The organism is Salinisphaera aquimarina, assembly GCF_042643355.1.
GTDB classification, from domain to species: domain Bacteria; phylum Pseudomonadota; class Gammaproteobacteria; order Nevskiales; family Salinisphaeraceae; genus Salinisphaera; species Salinisphaera aquimarina.
In genome coordinates, this window is sequence record NZ_JBHRSS010000008.1 from 1 (window position 1) to 21,509 (window position 21,509).

The following is a 21,509-nucleotide window of genomic DNA, read 5'->3' on the forward strand; positions in this document are numbered from 1 at the left end:
ATCCGTGTCGCCGATGATCGGGAAGTTCACCGCGCAGCCCTGGGTTTCCTCGATATCCGCCGACCAGCGCTTGTGGTCCTCCACCGAGTCCACCGACACCACGATGACTTTCGTGTTGCGCTTGGCGAACTCGTCCTTGAGACGGCCGGTTTCGCCCAGTTCGGTGGTGCACACCGGGGTGAAATCCGCCGGGTGCGAGAACAGCACGCCCCAGCTGTCGCCCAGCCAATCATGAAAATCGATCTTGCCTTCCGTGGTATCGGCGCTGAAATCGGGAGAGTCGTCGCCTAAATGTAAACTCATTATTGCTACCTATGAAATTGTTCTAGAAGATCGATACAGTCCCCCGGAGAGGACTGTTTCAGAAGTTGCTACGGTTCTTGTTAAGCGCCGTCGGGACGTAGAGATTTATAGGCGTTCGATGCACTATCGGGCGCAGACCGTTGTTGCATCATCGTGTCGCAGCTCGCCAGCATGTCCTTCATGTGGAGCATCATCTTCTTCATGTGGGGCTGACTCATCATTTTCATTCCATGCTGTTGAGACATGCTGGAATCCATCGGTTTGTCGTTGGTCAATTGAGATTCAACAAATTCCTGTTGCGCGGTTGCCGTCGATGTCAGGCTCGCAGCTATTAGAGTGCCTGCGATGACGGTGTAGATAAATTTTTTCATGGATGTGGTCCGTTTAAACATGAGTAATGCGATTAGAACTATGTTCATCGGTTTGCGTCTGCGACCTTTCTTCTGTCTTAGTCGTCATAGACGGTTGGTCTTCAGTGGATTGCCGTGGCCGCATACTCCACATCATCCAACCCATCATGATCATGCAGGGCAGGGTGAATAGCAGGGGTGCGACCCCGACGGCCACGATCCAGTTCCAGTTGAAGATCAGGCCAATCGCTGCGACGGCGATGCCGCCAACGATCATGCTTCGCGGCTCAAGCCAGCGCTGTCCGGTTTGATGCGATTCCTGCTGCGACGACGATGCGTCGGAGTTCGAGCTTTTCATCATTGATTCTCCTTGTTATCGATCAAGCTGCGGGTTAGTAGGTGGTGTAGACATCGTCATTCAGGGTGCGGATCACGAACGGCGATGCTTTCTCGCCGCCCATGCCCGGGGAGCCCATGGGCATGCCGGGCAATGAAATACCGCGAATATCCGGCTGTTCGTTCAGCAGCTCCCTGACCACTTCGGCAGGCACGTGGCCGACTACCACATAGTCGCCAACCATCATGGTGTGGCAGGAGGCGAGATTTGGCGGCACGCCGTGTTCACGGTTGGTGCTTGCCATGTCGTCGCTGTCGACAACCTTCACATCGAAGCCGTTTTCATTTAGATAGTCCGCGTATTTCTCGCAGCACATACAGCCGGGGTTGTGATACAGCGTTGCTGTAACCGGTGCGGACGAAGCGACACCGGCAAAGACCGATACCAGAACCCACAGCGACAGCGTCGCGATGGCGCGGTTGAGATGATTTTTCATTGTGATATGACTCCATGTCACTTGAACTGATGCGTATCCGGATAAGTTCGGTGAGAGCACGGGTTTGCACGATCGCCTTTCAGGTCGTGGCGAACGGAGACTGCCGATGCGTTACGCGCGCACAGCAGTACCAAGTATGCTCGTCAGGAAATCCGGACAGTGATGGGCTAGAGGCCCACCGGATCAAGCGTTGCAGTGACGCGGAGGGAAGGGCTCGGGACCGTCGAGCAGTCGTCCGCGGTGAACGCAGACCGAAGAAACACGTGTCGCGGAGATAGGCTGGACACTCTGTAATCCCGCACTGTCCACGCTGGCAAACATTGCACAGGCAGAGGCAGCACAAGTGGTTGGTGTGCCTGGTGCCGCTTGGGACTGGTCCGACGCATCGGACTGACACAGCGCACAGGCGTCGACGGCGGCGGGCGCGGTCTGGACAGCCGAGTGCATGGAAGACGCCATAATCGCCGGGCTCGACAACACGCTGCCGACCACGACAAATATCATAAGGAAATTGGCGATAATCTTCTTCACAAGTTGAATATAAGCGTATGTTTTGTGCTTTACAAGACTGAAGTCGGGTACAGAGTTGGGAGTTTTTTTGTTGAAAAGGCCCTATTCATGCTCGCACCCTGTAGTAGCGCATCATGCCGTTGTCCTCGTGTTCCATATTGTGGCAGTGATAGAGATACAGACCATCGAAATCGGTAAAGGTCAACGCAATTCGTAGGTGTTCGCCCGGCAGTACGAGTATGGTGTCGTGCAGCCCTGCGTCGACCAAACCGGCCGCGAGCCCGGACCAACCACGGCGACTGCCGACCTGCTTGCGTCCGATCACCGCAAACTGCAGGCCGTGCACGTGCATGGGATGCGGCATCATCGTGTTGTTGACGAACTCCCAGATTTCGGTATCGCCGAGGGTTACGGTTTCGTCGTCGGCCACCGTCGCGCCTCGAAATTGGCGCCCGTTGATGGCAAAGCCGCGCATCATGACCACGCCCAGTTCGAAGCGGCGCACCCGGGTGTCTTGGTCCACGGTCGGTAGTTGCAGAGCGTCGGCCAGGCGCTTGGGTAGCGGCGCTCCGCCGCGCTCGCGGCGCGTGACGCTGAGAGTGAGCACATCGAAGCGTGCGCCGGCAGGTAGCGCCATGTCGCTCATCATGCCGCCCATGCCGCCCATCATTCCGCCTCTATAGCTGTCGCTAACCAAGCGTAGCGCTTTGCCGGGTTCGGTCGTCGATAGATCGACCCACAGGTCGATACGCTGGGCGGGGGCCAGGGTGACGAACGGACGCTGTTCTGGCGCGGCCAGCAAGCCGCCGCCGGTGCCGATCACGGTGACCGGCCGGTCGTCGCTCCAGGCCAGCTTGTAGATACGGGAATTGGAGCCGTTGAGAATGCGCAGGCGATAGGGCCTAGTGCCAACGTCTCTGGTTTCAGGCGGCCGGCCGTTGACCAAAACCTGATCCCCGAGGAAGCCGCGCATGCGCGTCATCATCGATCCCATGCCGCCATCCAGATAGGTCAGCTCGTTGTCGCCGGCGAAACTGCGATCCTGCAACAAGAGAATCATTTCCTGATCGCCGGCCGGTAGGCCTAGCGCACGCTCGGTGTCGTCCTCGATAATCAACGGCCCGGCCAGCCCGGCATAGCTTTGAAAGCCCACGCGGCCGCCGTCGGGCCCATGCGGATGCGGGTGATACCAGTACAGTCCTGCACGATCGACCACGTTGAATGCCACGGTCATGGCCGCGCCAGGTCCGATTGGCAGGCGCGGTTGGCCATCGACATCCGGCGGTACGTGTAGGCCGTGCCAATGCACAGTGGTGTCCTCGGGTAGCCGGTTTTCCAATCGCATCCGTACACGCTGGCCGCGCCGCAGCCGGATGACCGGCCCACAATAGCCGTCGCCCAGGGGCGTGAGCGTATCCTCCGGGCCGCTCAGCCGGTTAGCGGTATAGCGCCAGACTTCGCTGGGCGACCCGGACAAGATCGACACCGTATCGGGATGCGCGCGCAGGCGCATGTCGACGCTGAACCGGCCATCTGTGATGCCGTGGTATGCACTGCCATTGCCGTTTTCATCAGCCGCCGTCTTATCATTGCAGGCGGTCAACAGGAGGGTCGGCGAGACCACCGTGACCCCCGCGAGGCTCCCGAGGCCACGCACTAGAATCCGGCGCCCGCGGTCAATGGGCGTGGTGTGCGACGTGCTCATTTGCGCAGGTACTTGACCAGCGCCATGATGGCAAGCACCAGCAAGGCGAGCAGCAACACCGCGAACAGCATGCAGGCGACCATCATTGGCCCGCCCAGCATACCGCCTTGCATCATCGAGCCGCTCATCATGCCGCCGGCGCCCATCTGGCCGGACCCATCGCCTTCGGCTGCGTGGGCGACCCCGAACAAGGCAATGAGCAGGCTCAGAACGATTGTCGTGACGTATCTCATTGTATTTTCTCGCGGTTCATCTGAGTTTATCGATGCTATTCGTAGGCGATTGGGCGGCGTGTCAATGATTTCTCCGCCTGAGGCGGGGCCATTCCCACAGCAGATACAAGGCGGGCATGACCAGCATGGTGAGCACCAGTGAGCTGAGCATGCCGCCGATCATGGGTGCGGCCACGCGGCGCATGACTTCCGAGCCGGTGCCGTGGCCGAACATAACCGGCAATAAACCGGCGACAATCGCAGCGACCGTCATGGAAATCGGACGCAGGCGTTGCAGGGCACCGTCGCGTACGGCATCACGCACGCCGTTGAAAGAGATTTCTCTGGAGTCGGCCGTGCAGCGTTCTAGGTAAAGACCTACAGACAGGTTCAGGTACACAAGCAGCACCACGCCGATTTCTGTCGTGACGCCTGCCAGAGCGATGAACCCAACCGCGACCGCGACCGACATGTTGTAACCGAGCCAATAAAGCAGCCAGATGCCGCCGGCCAGCGCCATTGGCAGCGTGCCCAGGATAATCAGGGTCTGGGCGACGCTACGAAATGCCATATAGAGCAGCAGGGCGATCAGGGCAACCGTGACGGGGATCACCAATGCCAGGCTCTTCCGCGCCTTTTGCATATATTCGTATTGACCCGACCAGGTCAGTGAATATCCAGGTGGGAGCTGGATCTGGTCGGCCACGACCTTTTGGGCTTCGGCCACATATGAGCCCACGTCCCGATCGGCAATATCGACATAGGTCCAGCCCGTCAGCTGTGCGGCTTCGCTCTTGATCACGGGCGGCCCATCTTCGATATAGACATCGGCGACATCGCCGAGCCTCACATGACCGCCGCGGGCCGTGACGATCGGCAATTGGCGCAGGCTGTCCACCGAATTGCGCCAGTCACGCGGATATCGCAGGTTAACCGGATAGCGTTCCAGGCCCTCGACGGTTTCCGTGATATTCATCCCGCCGATGGCCGTGCGGATGACGTTCTGTACATCATTGATATTCAGACCCAGACGGGCAGCTCGACCTCGATCGATATCCGCCTTGATATAGCGCCCCCCGGCAACGCGCTCGGCATAGACCGACATGGTGCCTTCGACCTTGGGCAGCAGTTGCTCCAGTCGTTTACCAATTTTCTCGATCTCATTCAGGTTCGGGCCGCCGACCTTGATGCCGATCGGGGTTTTTATGCCCGTGGACAACATATCGATTCGTGTCTTGATCGGCATCACCCAGGCGTTGGTCAGGCCGGGCAGATGAACACGCTCCTCGAGTTCCCTGCGTATATCGGCCTTGGTGATCCCAGGCCGCCATTCTGACTCGGGTTTGAACTGGATAATCGACTCGACCATCGCCAATGGGGCCGGGTCGGTGGCGGTTCTGGCGCGTCCCATCTTGCCGAATACGGACTCGACCTCCGGTACGCTCATGATCAGCTTGTTGGTCTGCTGCAGTGTCTGGCGTGCTTTGTCGGCTGAGATGCCCGGTCGCGCCGAAGGCATGTACATGAGATCGCCTTCGTCCAGCGGCGGCATGAACTCGGAACCCAGCTGGTTCGCGGGCCAGATGCTGGCCGCTATGACGACCACTCCCGCGATCAGAACGGGCCAGGGATAACGCATCACCGTGTTGATGGCCGGCCGGTAGATAGCGGTCAGAAGTCGGTTCACCGGATTACGGTGTTCGGGCATGATACGGCCGCGAATGAAATAGCCCATCAGCACCGGCACAAGCGTGATCGCAAGAATCGCGGCTGCCGCCATCGCATAGGTTTTGGTATAGGCCAGCGGCGCGAACATACGGCCGGCCTGTCCTGTCAGCGTAAACACCGGCAGGAATGACACTGCAATAATCACCAGAGCAAAGAACAGGGGCGGGCCGACTTCGATGGTGGCGTTGGCCACGATCCGCCATCGGTTTTCCTTGGTTACAGTTTCGCGCTCCATGTGTTTGTGCAGGTTTTCGATCATCACGATGGCCCCGTCCACCATCGCGCCGATTGCAATCGCGATGCCGCCCAGCGACATGATGTTCGCGTTGAGTCCCTGCATGTGCATGACGATGAACGCCATCAAAATGCCAACCGGCAAGCTGACAATGGCCACCAACGCCGAACGCAGATGAAACAGGAACAATCCGCAGATCAGTGCGACCACCAGGAATTCTTCAATCAGCTTGCCGCGTAGATTCTCGATGGCTTTGTCGATCAATTCCGAGCGGTCATAGGTGGGCACGATCTCAACGCCGGGCGGCAGGCCGCTCTTCAACGCAGCCAGCTTGGTCTTTACGCCGTCGATGACTTCCTGTGCGTTTTCGCCCGACCGCATGACGATGACACCGCCCACGACTTCGCCCTGACCGTTGAGTTCGGTGATACCGCGCCGGATCTGTGGCCCATGGCGAACCTCCGCGACATCCTTGACCTGTACCGGCGTGCCTTTGTCGTCTGTCATCAAGGGCACTTGCAGCAGATCCTTGATGTTCTGTAGATAACCGCTGGCCCGGACCATGTATTCGGCTTCGGCCAACTCCACCACGGCGCCGCCGGTCTCTTGATTCGCGTTCTGGATCGCTGATTTGACCCGGTTAAGCGTGATGCCGTAGGCGCGCAGCTTGTCGGGATTCACCACGACCTGGTACTGGCGCACCATGCCGCCAGCGGTCGCCACCTCGGCGACGCCGGAAACAGTCTGCAACTGATACTTCAGAAACCAGTCCTGAATACTGGTCAGCTCGGCAAGATCGTGTTGACCGGTCTTGTCCACCAGCGCGTACTCGTAGACCCATCCGACCCCCGTGGCATCCGGCCCGAGGCTTGGATTGGCCTCGGCAGGTAGGCTAGGGGCGACTTGGTTCAGGTATTCAAGGACTCTGGATCGTGCCCAGTAGAGATCCGTGCCTTCCTCGAAAATGATGTAGACGAACGAGTCGCCAAAAAAAGAATAGCCACGCACCACGGTCGCCCCGGGCACCGCCAGCATCGCCGTTTCCAGCGGGTAAGTGACCTGATCCTGTACCACCTGTGGCGCCTGGCCAGGGTATGACGTTTTGACAATGACCTGAACGTCCGACAGGTCGGGGATCGCGTCCACCGGCGTTCTCTGCAGGGTATACAGACCGGCGACGACGGTGAGTGCCAGTCCTAAAAGGACGAAGGCGCGATTGGTCAGTGACCAACGGATGATGGCCGTGATCATGGCTGTGCTGCCTTGTCTTGCTCGGGTTGCATTGCGCCGCCCATATCCATATCGGGCATATCATTGCCAGGCATCGCAGACGGCATTTTCTCGGCTGTTTCGGGTGTCGCGGTACCGGGGTTCGCCATCGACATGGTCGACATGCTCGCTTCCGTCGACGCCGGTTCGGCCGCGCAGCCGGGTTTGTCGGTTCCAAGCCGTAGCGCGGCTGCGTCGACATTGGCTTCGGAGTCGAGCATGAACTGGGCCGACGTAACGACATGCTGGCCGGCTCGCAGGCCTGCGAGAATTTCAACCCGGTCGCCGGAACTCGTACCGGCCTCGACCGGGCATACATCGAAACGACCGTCACCGCGCGAGACAACCACGCGCTGACTCTGACCAGTACGAATCAGCGCCATCTGCGGAATGAATACCGCATTTTTCTGCGGTGCCGTCTTGATCGTCACGTGCGAGTACATGTTGGGCTGCAGCTTGCGATCCGGATTCTCGAAGCGCACCCGCACCTTCACTGTCCGTGTTTTTTCGTCGACCGTCGGGTAGATATAGTCGACCGTGCCCTCCCACTGCCGGTCGGGAAACGCCTCGAACTTTGCGATCGCCGTCTGTCCTTTTTCTATCAGCGCCGCGCTACCCTCATCCATTTCGACCTGCACCCAGACCTTGCTGAGATCGGCCAGCTTCATGACCTGAGTGGCCGGCTGCACGTACGCGCCTTCACGGATATTCAGCTCAACTACGACGCCAGCCGTTGGTGAACGCCGAGACACCCGGTCGCTGACTTTCTGGCCGCGCCGGGTCTGCTCAATCTGCTCGGTCGTGAAGCCGAGTGAGCGCATCCGCTGGCGTGACGCACTGATCAATGACTGACTGCCACTCGTCAGGGCGGTCTGGTATTCGCGCTGTGCGGTCTCGAGTTTGGGCGAGAACAGCTCGTACAACATCTCGCCGGGCTCAACGGCGCTGCCGACAGTCTTGACCGCCAGTTTTTCCACCCAGCCGTCGGCACGCGTATTGATGCTGGTGATGGTGTCCTCGTCATAGGTGACATAGCCGACGGCTTCGAGGCGATTGGAAAGTGAACCTTGTTTGACTTCTGCCGTACGGACACCGAGATTGTTCACAACCGCAGGATTTATCCTGACGTCGCTGGATTCTCCATTTTCATTTTCGTTCGCGTAGACCGGTACCAGGTCCATACCCATGGGCGACTTGCCCGGCTTGTCGCGGCGAAAATCTGCATCCATTGGGGCTTTCCAATACAGCACCTTGCGCTCGCTCGACGCAGAATCGCCAGATGCCATTGCAGTCGAGCCAGACAATTCCGCGCCGCGCGAGCCAATCCCGTAGCCGAGAAGCGTGGCAAGCGCCAGCAACACGAGTGTTGCGGTAAAAAAACCGTATTTTTTCATGATGTATGTGTACTTTTTTGCGCGGCCGACGGACCGAAGTCGCAGTGCTGATTGGGCCGAGTGATGTGCAAGTAACGCAGATTTTGTTCTGCGGCCTTGGGGGTCATGCCGTGCTCGCTTGGCATGCGTCGGGCATGCCGTCGCTGCCCGCGCCGTGTGTTGGCGCGGCCGGCGTAGCAACAGCCGCTGCTCTCCTCGTGATCAAGTCGTGATTCACGGGCTCCAGCGTTACGGCCCTCATTGGAAGAACATATCTAGATTCAAGCCGGTATCAGCAGGCGTTGAATCCAGCCCGGCCCCGGACCACCGCGCCAGCTGTGCACGCGCCGCAAAATAGTCGGCCCGTGCACGTTCGAGATTCAGATCGATATCCAGCTGCTTTTCTTCCGCGGTCATCACGTCGAGAAAAGAGCCGTCGCCGGCACCATAGGTCGCGCGCGCGGCACTAAGGTTGGCGCGTGCGAGCGGGGCCAGCTGTTTTTCGTAGAGCGCGATCGTGTGTTTCGCTTCCTCAGCCGCATCGTAGGCCTGCTCCAATTCGCTGAGCAGCTCGGCGCGTTGGTCTTGCAGCTCGAACTCGCTCTGCGTGATCTGAGCTTGGGCTTCATCGAGCCGGGCTCGGTATTTGCTTCGGTCCAGAGGCAAACTCACCCCTACGCCGACCACCCAGCGTTTTTCCCTGGCATCCCACAGGCTGTTGTAACCGCCGAATACCTTGAAGTCGGGATAGAAGGCCTTGTGCGCGAGCGCTTCGCGATCCTTGCGGGCGGCAAGCTGTCGTTCAATCTTGGCAAGCTCGGGATGCGAGGCAATCGCCTGCTGGCGCAGCGCGTCGAAGTCCACAATTGGGCCCAGTACAGGCAGGGCAGAGGGCGGGGCGATCGCGTCGGTTGGGGCGCTCGTGAGCAGACGGTTGATCTTCGCCCCCACATCACGTCGCAGGCGTTGAAATTGTATCGCCTGATGTTTGAGGCGTTGGCGCTGTACGGCCGCTTGCAGAACGTCCTGTTGCTGGCCGAGCCCAGCCGCATATCGGCTTTCAGCGACGTTGTACAGATCTTCGACCAGCTGTTGATTGGCCTTGTTGATCTTCAGTGCACGATGTACATAACGCCAATCGGCATAAAGCACACGGGTAGCGGCCACCAGGCGCAGCCGCAAAGAAGCAACGCTCTGGCTAGCGGCTTGTGCGTTCTTGCGCGCCGCGTCGGCTCGTAAGCCCAGGGTTCCGGGCCAGGGTATTTCCTGAGAGATCTCGAATCGTGCATTCGGTCCGCGCGTGCGACCCGCTGGCGTGTCGAGACCGTCGAGGGTTTCCGGCGCGACGGCCACTGACAGCTGTGGGTCTGGTAACGATCCGGCCGGTGTTACCCGCGCCTCGGCGGCACCGACTGTTGCGCGAAGGGCTTGTATTCCTGCGTTCTGTTGCAATACCGATGCCACAAGCGAATCGACATCGAGGCGCGAGCTCTTCGGTAGGGCATCCTCGGCCAAAGCTGTGTTGGAACCGACAACCAGCAGGGTTGCCAGTAGCAGAAACGAGTGTATGAAGAGTACTCGCCGAGACTGCGCGCGCATGCTTAGTGACACAGACAAAGCCTGTGCCAAGGGGCCAATGGTCATGATTGATCTCCAAAGCTAGAGGGGGCAGCGCGCAATCGAGCGCGCACCCTGACGTCATGCGATTTAGCTTTGGAACAGCCTCGGCGGTCGGAGCAAGCCCACTCCATGGGCGGGACGGGGCGAGGGCGGACGTGGGGCAAAACGGGAACGATTACACGGCCGCGCCGGAATTAGCGCGCCCGTGCGGGTTGCCAAGGTTACACATCCCAAAGTGCACGGCGCTTGGTAGACCGGATCATCTGCGCAATCCGATGCGGTATTTCCGGCCACGGTGTTTTGCTGGGCCATAGGGGCGGACCAAAACATCAGACTTGCCCGAACTTTAGAATCGGTGGCGTCCACGCTGCTCACTGCCAGCGGCGCATAGGCAGCGAGCAGTAGTGGGAGCAGCAAATAGACAAGGAACGATTTCAAAGTGGGCTTTAGCAGTTGGTCAGTATGCAAAAAATTGTAAGTCTGGAGAGCGGTACGGGGTCAACTGTTTCATAGCGGTATTCACTTGAAATCAACATTCTGGCCTGTTGGCCTCATGGCAGCGGCTAGATAAATCTCTCAGGCCTTATTCTTACTCAGACACACTTGCCACTGCATCAAAAAACATCGATGGCCGCTGCCAAAGCGAGTTGACGAAGATCGCGGTCACACTCGCGGCCATGGCCACCATTGCCCAGACCGGGTAGATGAGTCCGGTGGCGGCGAGCGGGATGCCGATGCCGTTGAATAAGAAGGCGAGGCTTACATTCTGCAGCATCTTGCGATAGCCCCAGCGGCTGATCTCCCAGGCAGTAATCACGGCGCCGACCTGGCCGTTGAGGATAATGATATCCGCTGCGTCGATGGCTATATCGGTACCGCTGCCCATGGCAATGCCAACATTGGCCTGCATCAGGGCAGGGGCATCATTGATGCCATCTCCGACCATCGCGATACGCCAATCACGCTGCAAAGAGCGTAGCCGCTCCGCCTTCTGAGCCGGCAGTACACCAGCATGAACGTCATCGATGCCGGCGCGCTCAGCGAAATGGCGCGCCGTGCGTTCGTTGTCGCCGGTGAGCATCGCCGTACGGATGCCCAGCGCATGCAGCCGTGCCACCGTTTCGACGGTATCGGCGCGCAGCGCATCGCCGAGCGCGATCGCACCGAGCAACTGGCCGCTGCGGGCGACCCCGATCACGGTATGGCCAGCATGTTCCGATGCTTCAATGCTTTGCATCAAGGGGGCGAGTTCCACCCCGGTCGAGTTCAGAAATGCCGGGCTGCCCACGAGAGTATCGGCGCCGTCCACGCGCGCGGTCACCCCACGCCCCGACTCGGCCTGAAAATCATCGACTTCGGGGAAGTCGAGGCCGCGAGCCAGGGCCGCTTCGACCACAGCCCGGCCCAGCGGATGCTCGGATGCCGCTTCGACGGCCGCGGCGAGCGCGAGTAGGCTGTCTCTGCTGTTGTCGTCGACGTCGATGGTCTGGATATCGCGCACCGCCGGTCGGCCCTCGGTGAGAGTACCGGTCTTGTCGAATACCACGGTCGTGATCTTGCGCAGTGCTTGGAAGGCTTCACCGGTACGCATCAATACGCCCTTATCCGCGGCCTCGCCGGCGCCGCGAACAATTGATAGCGGTGCGGATATGCCGACCGCGCACGGGTAGCCCATCACCAGTACGGTGAGTGCTGCGAATATCGCGCGTTGGAAATCGGGATCACTGCCGAATAACAGCGGTCCGAGGATCCACGCCAAGAACGCCAGTACCGAAATCGTGAGCACCGTAGGCGTATAGACCTGCAGAACACGGTCGACGATATGCAGCAAGCCGGGCTTGAGCGCCCGCGCGTCTTCGACACTGCTGATCACCTGGTGCAGAAAGCTTTCGTCGCCGACAGCGGTGACCCGGACAAGTAGCGTGCCGCTGCCGTTGATGGCGCCGCCGACGACTTCTCCGCCCACGGACTTTTCCACCGGCAGCGACTCGCCGGTAATCAGCGATTCGTCCACATCTGAAGCGCCGCCGACGATCTCGCCGTCGACAGGAATACGCTCGCCCGGGCGCACGCGCACCTCCATACCGGCGCTCACCTGTTCGACCGGCATATCGCGTTCGTTGCCATCAGTGACGACATGCGCCGTTTCCGGCTGCAGGTCCAACAATCGTTTGACCGACTGAGAACTGCGGGTTTTGACAATCAGCGACAGCCATTCGGAGAACATGTGATAGGTGAGCACCATCACCGAGACGGCAAAAAACGCGGCCGTCGGGTAGCCCGTGGGGTTCAGAACCACGCCGATCGCACCGCCGATCAGGCCGGCAAAGGCACCGATCTCCACCAGCACGTGTTGATTGAGGATGCCGCGGCGCAGCGCTTGAAAGGCCATAACCAACATGTGCCGCGCGACGCCGAACATGATGACGAGGGCAAGTGTGGCCCCCAGCAGCGGCTCAAAGCCGCTGAGCATGCCTGCCGCACGCAGGGCGAACAGCGCGAGCCCGCCCGCAGCCAGTCCGCCGGCGACGGTCAGTGCTGCGGCTTGACCGGCGCCACGCAGTACCGCATAGCCGAACCCGACCAAGCTGATATAGACCAACGCCGACAGGCCCACGGTCCAGACCGTCGTGGTATCAACGATGAGCCCGACAGCAGCCAGACTCATCGCCAGCGCCACCACGAATCGATTGCGCTCGCTGGCCAGCGCTCGTTCTTGGCGTTCGAAGGGTTCAACCTTGCGCGGGTCGCTCAGGGTATAGCCTATCTGCTGGAGCGCACCCATCAACGAGGCCGCGTCGGTCTGGGCGTGGTCATATTCCACCAGCGCCTGCTCGTGGGTCAGGCTGACGGCCACGCGCTTCACCCCGGGCTTGGCGCCCAACGCCCGCTCGATCGTACCGGTACACAGCGAGCAGTGCAGGCCACCTATGTGGGCTCGCACGCGGCGAACGCCTTGTCGTTCTGTGGGTTTATCACTCCAGGGCGTGAAATCGCCGGGGATGACCGTTGCGTCGTTCATGGTGATGCTCCAGTGACTGGCTGCCTGCTGATTAGCGGGCTAAAACACGAGAGAAATAGACCACAAACCCAGTAGCACCAGCACTGCGCCGGTGACACGCGGCATGCGCGAAGCCAGTCGGGCGATAGCGTTCAGCATCCGACGCCCGCGCTGAGTGAAAACGGCGAGCACGAGCGGACTGGATAGTGCCAGGCCGAAAACGAGAAGGGTCGAGGCGCCGTACATCATGCCGCCGCTGGCCTCCGCCTGGGCGGCCGCGCCGCCCAGTAGTACGGCGAGCAGAGGTGCCGCGCAGGCCGGGATGTTCAAACCAAATACGGCGCCGAGTGTCACGCCACCGGAGATCGCCGATACACGGGGCAGCAACCGATGGGTCTGACGAATCATCCACGCCGCGCCGCCGCACAGATATATCAGCCCCAACGTTATATAGAAGCTGCCCAGCACCACCCACAAGCCGTGCTGAATACCCAGGAAACGGGTACCGATGAGTGCGGCGAGCATCCCGAGCGCCGCCATGAGCGCAGCACGAACTGCGGTGAAGATCAGGGTCTGCAACACTCGCTGTCGTTCCGGCAGCCGGTCCAGAAATCTCAGAAAGATGAGATGACTGCCGACGGAGCATGGCTCTGCGAAACCGAGCAGACCGAGGCCCGTGGCCAGGACTAGCGTTTGCGCTATGTCCACGTTTAGCGGGATCCGATCGTCGCAGCATAGCCGGCATCCTGAACGGCCTTGGCCAGTGTCTGGGCCGACACCTGATCGGCGTCGTGGGCGACACGCGCCTGCTGCGGGTCCAGCGATACCGAACAGCCTTTCACGCCGGCTTGCTGCTCGAGCAAGTGCTGCACGATCTGTACGCAGCCCTGGCAGTGCATGCCGTCGATTTCCAGTGTCGTGGTCTGCATGATTTGCTCCTGATCATCCGGGGTTCGGGCGATGCCGCATACCGGCTCGTGAGTGACCGGACAAGCCTACGACCTAGAGTCGACTCCAGGTCAAGTATTCATTTCAGAAGATTTGCCCGGACCGCGAAGCGGGGATCAATCCGGGGTATCGAGGCCGTCGATGATCGGGCAGCCCTGACCACTGCCGCGGCATAATTTTAGGAGTCGTTCGAGTTCCTGCTGAAGCTGATCGAGATCTGCCATGCGGTGTCGTATCTCTTGCAGCTTTTGTTCGGTCAGCTGTGCCACTTCCGGCCTGGCGATATCCCGGCAGCCCTTGAATTCGAACAGCTGCCGGATTTCGTCGAGCGAGAAGTTGCAGCGCTGCGCCCGTTGAATAAAACGCAGTCTCGAAACGTCTCCGCGCTCGTAGCGCCGGCGTCCGCCAGAATCACGTCGAATCAGTGGTAGCAGGCCGATTTTTTCGTAATAGCGCAGGGTATCGACGGACATGCCGGTTTGCTGTGCTGTTTCGCCGATACTCAGTCCGGACATGGTCGATCAACATTCTTTGCGGGGCTGTTTTAGGGCAATTTTAGACCACATCGATCGCATCTCAATCCATGATGCCCTTGGGGACGACCAAACTTTCGCCCCAAAATCCATCCTCAAAGATTGAGTCCGCCCTTCGGGCCGAGTGTTCACCAGACGTCCTTAACCGCGATTGACAAGCTGCTTACGACGCCGCGTTCGAACTCCGCGTGATGCGTGCGTACGACCAAGAGCTCGAGTACTTCAAAAACTAGCACATGCGCAATTTGATGCTGGCTTTGATCTCTCGAAACGCGGCAGCTGATTCCGGTTCGAGTCAAAGGGCCGTTGGGGCCGGGGTGGCAATTATTGCCATGTTGTAAATGAACCACTGAGAAGCTGATGAATACTTCGACGAAATCGAGCAAAGCACGTCATTGCCCAAGACTCTGGCCTCAGGAATCAGCTGCAAAATGCACAAGCGGAACATGTAGGATCTCGCGGTTAACTTCCATTTAATTAGTTTCGTGAGAAGTCTGATATTGCGATATATCAGGATTGCTTACCAACTCAACGGGGTCAATCTGCATAGCAGCTGCTATAGCGGCGAGAGTGTCGACGGTACAGGCCACTCGAGCGTTTTCGATCCTACTCAAATAAACTTGCGATAAGCTTGCGTGCTCGCCAAGTTTTTCCTGTGGCCAATTCCTTGAAGTACGTAAACGCTTGATGTTAGTGGCCACACGTTTTCGGAGAGCTGTAATTTCGGTTTGATTTCGCATGCGCGAAGGATTTCCCTTCGCGGCCCAAACAGCTATAAACCATAGTTTATAATTGTTGTATGTCTTTAAAGATTCTGATTTTATTAGTCGGCGAGTAGCTCGAGAACCTTGCTAATGTAGCCACTGAGGCCCCAGAGGATAGCGCGCTAACAATTTAGGCGTCAGCTAGACCACTTACATACTGGGAAGTACGTCATCGCTTCAAAGAAGCGTTGCTCTGCCAATTGCTGCGAGTTATGTCAGATGTCTCCGACCCGGACCTCCGCCCACAGCAGGAAAGACAAGTTCAGTTTGCTTTTTCGCTTGTCAGATACCACTCCTTTAGCAGCGGTTCCGTAGAGCGCGAGATCGTGCCTTTTGCTCTGGCTTTTAACGGCCTCAGATGGCATGTCCGAGCATTTGACCGTCGACGAGAAAAGTTCAGCGACTTCGTTTTGACTCGTATCGATTCAGCCGATGCGGGTACTGGAAAAAGCATCGAGGATTTCGAAAGATCCGAACATGACTTGGAGTGGAATAGGGTGATTGAGCTCGAACTAGCTCCCCATCCAAAGGAAGAATATCCATATATCGTCGAGATGGATTACGGAATTTGTGCCCGAAAGCTGAAGGTGCGCGTGCGTGCCGCGCTGGCACCATATTTTTTACGCCAGTGGATAGTAGACTGTAGCGAGGGTCATCATTTGAGCGGCGCCGAGTATCGCCTCTGGCTCAAGAACTCTCCAATTTTATATGGGATTTCCGGTGCGCATTTAGCTCCGGGCTATAACTCTGCGGACAATCAAAGTTCGTTTAGTTTTTAATGCCGACTTTTTCAATCTTTGTTATGACTATTTGCCACATCAAATTGTTCAAGTATCACATCACAATTGACGCGATAACTTTATCTGCTTTCGAGAGGAGGACAGCATGGCCACCAATACATGCACGGGCCCATGCAGCAGCCTGGCTGGTACATGTCAGGTCACGAATGCTGATGTGATTGATTGTCGCCGAAAGCTGCAGTCGATCGCGTTGAGCCTTTGACGCTTTTCATCGAAGACTCAATCGTATCCGGTTTCACGCAGGGTATTTAATTTGAGATCAGGATTGTGATTTTTCGTTCTGAAAGTCGCTACTACCGTAAGGGAGAGGTTGTTGCGGTTTTGGTCGAAGCAGGGCGGTCAACTGTTCACAACCTTCTATCATGACCCCTCCGCAGGGCATTTATCGTCACCGCGTGGCGACCTCATGCATTTGGGCGCTCGAAACGAACCAATCAGGAGCTAGATTAATTTCGCCATCTCCTTCGCGCGATCAGGCACAGCAAACTTGCAGTCATCAGGTCTCGCCATACCGTAGTACCTTTATCATAGTCCACGATTGATAAAAAATTGCCGGTATGATAAAGGATCAGCCAGAGTGATACCGTAGTTACGGCAGTAGATTCCGAGGAAATATAAGTATGGATAATTACCACATAACCAAAAATGGCGACCAATGGCAGTTTTCGAAAGAGGGCGGAAAAAAAGCAATTAAGAATTCTGGGACGAAGGCGGAAGCGATCTCACATATGCGGGGTCACATGGCGGACAAGAAGGGGTCAGTAAAAATCCACAAGGAAGACGGCCGATTTCAAGAAGAGCGAACGTATCAACGCAAAGACGATCCATCGGCATCTAAGGGATAGATCGGCGGGCGGCAAACGGTAGCGCACTAGCGAATTCGCTTGTCCTACTCACAACCATTCGTGATTACGCCTATAATCACGAATGGTTGAAAGCGTGAAATAGGGCGGTTGGCACGATGTTTGACACAGGTTTTCTGGCGCCTGCGGAATACAATCGGAGTTGGTCGGTGCCGACGCATCTTGTCGGCGAGTTCGGTCGCAACCGTGCGCCGATAGAGCGGGCCCAAATTGCGGCAGTTAACGACCTAGAGGCGATTGCCGTCTGGTTGGCGGAATTCGCAGATACGCCGGCGACGTTTCGCAGCTACCGAAAAGAGGCCGAGCGGCTCGTGTTGTGGTCGACCCATCAACGCGGGAACGCTATTTCAGACCTGACGCGAGAGGACCTCCGAGCATATCAGGCATTTCTGGCCGAGCCGTCACCCGTGGCGGTCTGGTGCGGGGGACGTGCTTCGCGCACCAGTGGGCACTGGCGACCGTTTCGCGGGCCATTGAAACCCAGCAGCCAAGCGCAGGCGCTCACAATACTCAATGCTATGTTTTCTTACCTGGTTGCGGCCGGTTACCTGGCGGGGAATCCGCTGGCGTTGGCCCGAGGCGACGCCAATCGGCTGAAGAAGAGTCGTCGTTCAAACACCCAAGTCGAGCGCTTTTTGGACGCAGAGTTGTGGCGTCATGTTCTGGCGTATATCGATGATATGCCGGTTCGTACGGCGACACAGACCGCGAGACGGGAGCGGGCGCGGTACGTTTTCTCGATGCTTTACTTACTCGGTGCACGCGTTAGCGAATTTGCGTACAGCACGATGGGCGCCTTTGAGGTTCAGCGCGGCCGTTGGTGGTGGCATGTCCATGGCAAGGGTTCGATCCATGCGCGAATCCCCGCGAATATGGACACGATGACCGCGCTCGCGCGATACCGGCAATTCTATGGACTAAGTGCGATTCCAGCTTTTGGAGAGCTAACGCCGCTCGTGTTGGACTTAAAAGGTGGGCGGGCGATCAGCCCCGATATGGTCTACCGAATCGTGAAGACGACGTGCCGTAAAGCAGCGCTTAGCCTCGCGGGAACCAACAGCGCGCAAGCGGCAAAACTCGATCAGGCAACGACACACTGGCTTCGGCACACTGCGATAACGCACCAAGCCGACCGGGCGATCGAGCTTCGGTACCTCAACCGTAGTGCCCGTCATGCGAAGTTAGAAACCACGGGCCTATATTTGCATGCGGATGACGCTGCTTGGTCTCAGGCGATGGAATCTCATCGCCTGTCGGATCGCGACGTGACGGGCGATGAGTGAGCCCATTCAACCAGCAGGATCGACACTGGAAGCACAGTGCCAGGGCAGTATGCCCAGTCGCCGCGATAACGAGAAGAAGACGCTACTGATCATTGCACGCGTTAGGCGATCAGTCTGAGCTTCAGCACTTACCAAAGACCTGCGGTAGGTTTAGATTGGTCGCCGCTCAACTCACTTGGTCGCTCAGCTATGCGCTGTTCGTCTAGATGAATAGTCACCATTTTTAATACCCGATTCACCAATTTGTCTTGGCAGTTTTTACCACTTTGTGTTGGTCGTCCACCGGTGGCGTGGAATAGATCGTCTCTCATGCTGTTTTTTCTTGGAGTTGGCTTAAGAGACTGCCAACCGCTGCAACATACAGCAATACCAATAACTGCGCATAATGTATATTATGTTAAATTAATATTATTCAGACATTCGCCTTTTCGTTTCGAGCATCGCTACCGCGAACGTATCCGACTGATGCGCGTCAACGACACGATGATGGAACACTCGATTCATCTGCACCGCATGTTCATGGTAAGCGTGCCGCGTAGATGTGCCAGAACGCGCGGGCTCGTGGCCTTCTGTCGGAACCCGTCAATAGTAATCCTCATCGCCAACGAGAAGACGCCGGAATACCTACCGTACCGAACGCCATCCGCTGTAGCGATCGCTGAGCATGGCCGCGTGAAGCGTGCAGCGGACAAAGTCATCCATTGCCTTGGTTTGAGCGCCGTGTTTGCTGTTCACGGCCGATTGCGACGGTGTGCTGCGTCGATGCAGCAGTCGTCGTTTTCGAGTGCACGCCGGCCCGCCATAGCGTTGGCGTTGCCTCGCACCTGACCATTATCGGTTAACAAGCCTGTCATCTGTCTCACCTAAGCTCCATCCCTGATGGGTGTGCATACACCTTGGGGGCCTCATCAATGGAACTGCTGGCGGCGGCTGTGTCAGCGCCGTATTTCTGCGATTAAACAATTTTCGTTTGACTGCAGACCGGCGTTCTCACCCGCATTGAGTATTCACAAATCAGATACCGCCTAAGCAGCCGGTTCGCACCGAACGCAGGCGATTTGAACTTTGTAGTCACATAAATAATCGAGACTTCGATGACACAGATTAATGGACGCTATCTGCTCACCCTGTCGCTGCTGGGCATGGCCGCCCTCGCCGCTTGCAGCAGTGACAACAACAATGATGGCGCTGCCACGGGCGGCACGGCCGGGGGCGATCCCGCAGCCCGCATAGAGACGGTCGACCTGCGTCTTATGGAGACGACCGATATCCATGCCAACGTTATGGACTACAACTACTACAGCGACATCCCCGATCCCACCGTCGGGCTGGTTCGCACGGCCACGCTGATCAAACAGGCGCGCGCTCAGATGAGCGAAATGAACAACAGCGTGCTGGTCGACAATGGCGACCTGATCCAGGGCAGCCCCATGGGAGACTGGCGCCAGGCCAAGGGCCTCGCACCCGGCGAAGTGCATCCGGTCTACAAGGCCATGAACGAGCTGAATTACGACGTCGCCAACTACGGCAATCACGAATTCAATTACGGGCTGGATTACCTGGCCGAGAGCGTGAACGATGCCGACTTCCCCTACATCAGCGCCAATATATTCAAGGACGACGGCGACGACGATCCGGTTAACGATACGCCCTACTTCGAACCCTATCGGCTGATCGACAAGTCGGTCCAGGATCGGGACGGCCATGTACACACGATCACCATCGGCTTCATAGGTTTCGTACCGCCGCAGATCACGCAGTGGGACAAGGGCAATCTCGACGGCCGCGTCATCACCAGGGACATCAGGGCCATGGCCGAGCGTTACGTGCCGCAAATGAAGGCCGCCGGTGCCGATATCGTGGTCGCCATCGCCCATTCCGGGATCAGCACGACGCCCTACGCACGTGATGACAAGGCCGAAAACAGCAGCTGGTATCTGGCCGACGTACCGGATATCGATGCCATCATGTTCGGCCACAGCCATCTGGTGTTTCCGTCCGAAACATTCGCCGAAACGCCGGACGTGGATATCGATAAAGGCACGATCAAAGGCGTGCCCGCCGTCATGCCCGGCTACTGGGGCAGCCATCTCGGGATGATCGATCTGACCCTCGACTACGACACCGAGGCCGATAGCTGGACGATCACGAACAGTCGGGTCGAGGCGCGGCCCATCAACGTCGACGGCGAACCGACCGTGGCAGCGGACGCCGCACTGGTGGCAAAGCTCGCCGGCGACGACCAGGCCACCCGCGACTACATGGGCACACCAATCGGCGAGTCCAACGACGATATCTTCAGTTTTCTGGCGCTGGTCAAGGATGATCCGTCGATCCAGATCGTCAGCGACGCACAGAAAGCCTACGTCGAGAATCTCATTCAGGGCGACGTCAATCTTCAGGACCTGCCGGTACTGTCGGCCGCCGCCCCGTTCAAGGCCTGCGATCGCGAGGGCAACTGCTCGGCCGAAGGCAGCTTCACCACAGTGCCCAAGGGCAAGCTGACGCTACGCAACGCCGCCGATCTGTATCTGTACCCGAACACGCTCGTCGCGGTGAAAGTCAGTGGTGAAGAGCTCAAGGGGTGGCTGGAATGCTCGGCGTCGCAGTTCTACCAGATCGACATCAACGACAGCGCCCCGCAACCGCTGGTGAACTACACTGGCTTTCCGACCTATAACTTCGACGTGATCGATGGCGTGAGTTACCAGATCGACGTGACTCAACCGCCGCGTTTCGACCGCGACTGCAGCGTCATCGACGCGGACGCCGAACGCATTGTGGATCTGCAATACAACGGTTCCGCGGTCACCCCGGACCAGGAGTTCGTCGTCGCTTCGAACAACTATCGCGCCAACGGCGGCGTGTTTCCGGGCACCGGCAGTGATCATGTGGTGATCAACTCACCCGACGCCAATCGCACGGTTCTGGCCGATTATATTCGTACCAACAGCCCGGTTGCACCCACCGCCGACGGCAACTGGTCGTTTGCACCGATCAGCAGCGGCACCGACCTGACGCTGACTTTTCGGGTGCCGGACACGCAGCGTGCGCGCGACTTTGTTGCCGAACAGGCACCCAACGCCCGGTTTCTGGAGATCGACGACAACGGCGCGGCCGTTTACGAACTGAATCTTCAGTAGAGAATCGTCTGTACACGGCTGGCCGTCATCATCCGC

18 protein-coding genes are annotated in these 21,509 nt (G+C 58.3%); 4 read left to right on the forward strand and 14 right to left on the reverse strand.

The genetic code is table 11. The features are described from left to right. The 14 genes from ACFOSU_RS15415 to ACFOSU_RS15480 form a co-directional block, all read right to left on the reverse strand. Positions 1-303 (reverse strand): redoxin domain-containing protein (locus tag ACFOSU_RS15415; RefSeq protein WP_380690834.1); only part of this gene is annotated, 303 nt, incomplete at its 3' end. An 80-nt stretch (positions 304-383) separates the two neighbouring features. Then, positions 384-674, reverse strand: coding sequence for a hypothetical protein (locus ACFOSU_RS15420; RefSeq protein WP_353250921.1), 291 nt, complete (start codon positions 672-674; stop codon positions 384-386). 13 nt (positions 675-687) lie between these two features. Further along, on the reverse strand, positions 688-1,014 hold the full coding sequence (locus ACFOSU_RS15425; protein WP_353250922.1) for a hypothetical protein: 327 nt from the start codon (positions 1,012-1,014) through the stop codon (positions 688-690). A gap of 31 nt (positions 1,015-1,045) precedes the next feature. Then, positions 1,046-1,486 (reverse strand): DUF411 domain-containing protein, encoded by a 441-nt coding sequence (locus tag ACFOSU_RS15430; RefSeq protein ID WP_353250923.1) that lies wholly within the window; start codon positions 1,484-1,486, stop codon positions 1,046-1,048. Positions 1,487-2,102: 616 nt separating this feature from the next. Further along, complete coding sequence (locus ACFOSU_RS15435; protein WP_380690835.1) at positions 2,103-3,701, reverse strand: multicopper oxidase family protein; 1,599 nt, start codon at positions 3,699-3,701, stop codon at positions 2,103-2,105. Then, positions 3,698-3,934, reverse strand: a complete 237-nt coding sequence (locus ACFOSU_RS15440; RefSeq protein ID WP_353250925.1) for a hypothetical protein — start codon at positions 3,932-3,934, stop codon at positions 3,698-3,700. Before ACFOSU_RS15440 ends, ACFOSU_RS15435 begins: the two co-directional genes overlap by 4 nt. Before the next feature lie 61 nt (positions 3,935-3,995). Then, positions 3,996-7,127: an efflux RND transporter permease subunit gene (locus ACFOSU_RS15445; RefSeq protein ID WP_380690836.1), complete on the reverse strand. Its 3,132-nt coding sequence runs from the start codon at positions 7,125-7,127 to the stop codon at positions 3,996-3,998. After that, the gene (locus ACFOSU_RS15450; RefSeq protein WP_380690837.1) at positions 7,124-8,539 is read right to left on the reverse strand and encodes an efflux RND transporter periplasmic adaptor subunit; all 1,416 of its coding nucleotides are present in this window, start codon (positions 8,537-8,539) and stop codon (positions 7,124-7,126) included. The genes ACFOSU_RS15445 and ACFOSU_RS15450 overlap by 4 nt, the downstream gene beginning before the upstream one ends. A 237-nt stretch (positions 8,540-8,776) precedes the next feature. Further along, positions 8,777-10,162: a TolC family protein gene (locus ACFOSU_RS15455; protein ID WP_380690838.1), complete on the reverse strand. Its 1,386-nt coding sequence runs from the start codon at positions 10,160-10,162 to the stop codon at positions 8,777-8,779. Positions 10,163-10,727: 565 nt separating this feature from the next. Then, positions 10,728-13,160 (reverse strand): heavy metal translocating P-type ATPase, encoded by a 2,433-nt coding sequence (locus ACFOSU_RS15460; RefSeq protein WP_380690839.1) that lies wholly within the window; start codon positions 13,158-13,160, stop codon positions 10,728-10,730. Between the two features lie 39 nt (positions 13,161-13,199). After that, positions 13,200-13,721, reverse strand: coding sequence for a hypothetical protein (locus ACFOSU_RS15465; RefSeq protein WP_449329140.1), 522 nt, complete (start codon positions 13,719-13,721; stop codon positions 13,200-13,202). A 128-nt stretch (positions 13,722-13,849) separates the two neighbouring features. Beyond that, positions 13,850-14,068, reverse strand: coding sequence for a heavy-metal-associated domain-containing protein (locus ACFOSU_RS15470; RefSeq protein WP_380690841.1), 219 nt, complete (start codon positions 14,066-14,068; stop codon positions 13,850-13,852). Positions 14,069-14,203: 135 nt separating this feature from the next. Beyond that, a complete protein-coding gene (locus ACFOSU_RS15475) occupies positions 14,204-14,560 on the reverse strand; it encodes a MerR family DNA-binding protein (protein ID WP_380690842.1) in 357 nt (118 codons plus the stop codon). Positions 14,561-15,093: 533 nt separating this feature from the next. After that, complete coding sequence (locus tag ACFOSU_RS15480) at positions 15,094-15,360, reverse strand: helix-turn-helix domain-containing protein (protein ID WP_380690843.1); 267 nt, start codon at positions 15,358-15,360, stop codon at positions 15,094-15,096. Between the two features lie 236 nt (positions 15,361-15,596). Between ACFOSU_RS15480 and ACFOSU_RS15485 the strand changes: the two genes are divergently transcribed. The 4 genes from ACFOSU_RS15485 to ACFOSU_RS15500 all read left to right on the forward strand — a co-directional run bounded on the left by ACFOSU_RS15485 (position 15,597) and on the right by ACFOSU_RS15500 (position 21,473). Next, positions 15,597-16,163, forward strand: coding sequence for a WYL domain-containing protein (locus tag ACFOSU_RS15485; protein WP_380690844.1), 567 nt, complete (start codon positions 15,597-15,599; stop codon positions 16,161-16,163). Positions 16,164-16,804: 641 nt separating this feature from the next. Next, complete coding sequence (locus ACFOSU_RS15490) at positions 16,805-17,029, forward strand: DUF2188 domain-containing protein (RefSeq protein ID WP_380690845.1); 225 nt, start codon at positions 16,805-16,807, stop codon at positions 17,027-17,029. A 116-nt stretch (positions 17,030-17,145) separates the two neighbouring features. After that, positions 17,146-18,330, forward strand: a complete 1,185-nt coding sequence (locus tag ACFOSU_RS15495) for a tyrosine-type recombinase/integrase (RefSeq protein WP_380690846.1) — start codon at positions 17,146-17,148, stop codon at positions 18,328-18,330. Positions 18,331-19,424: 1,094 nt separating this feature from the next. Then, positions 19,425-21,473: a bifunctional 2',3'-cyclic-nucleotide 2'-phosphodiesterase/3'-nucleotidase gene (locus ACFOSU_RS15500; RefSeq protein ID WP_380690847.1), complete on the forward strand. Its 2,049-nt coding sequence runs from the start codon at positions 19,425-19,427 to the stop codon at positions 21,471-21,473. The last annotated feature ends 36 nt before the right edge of the window (positions 21,474-21,509 follow it).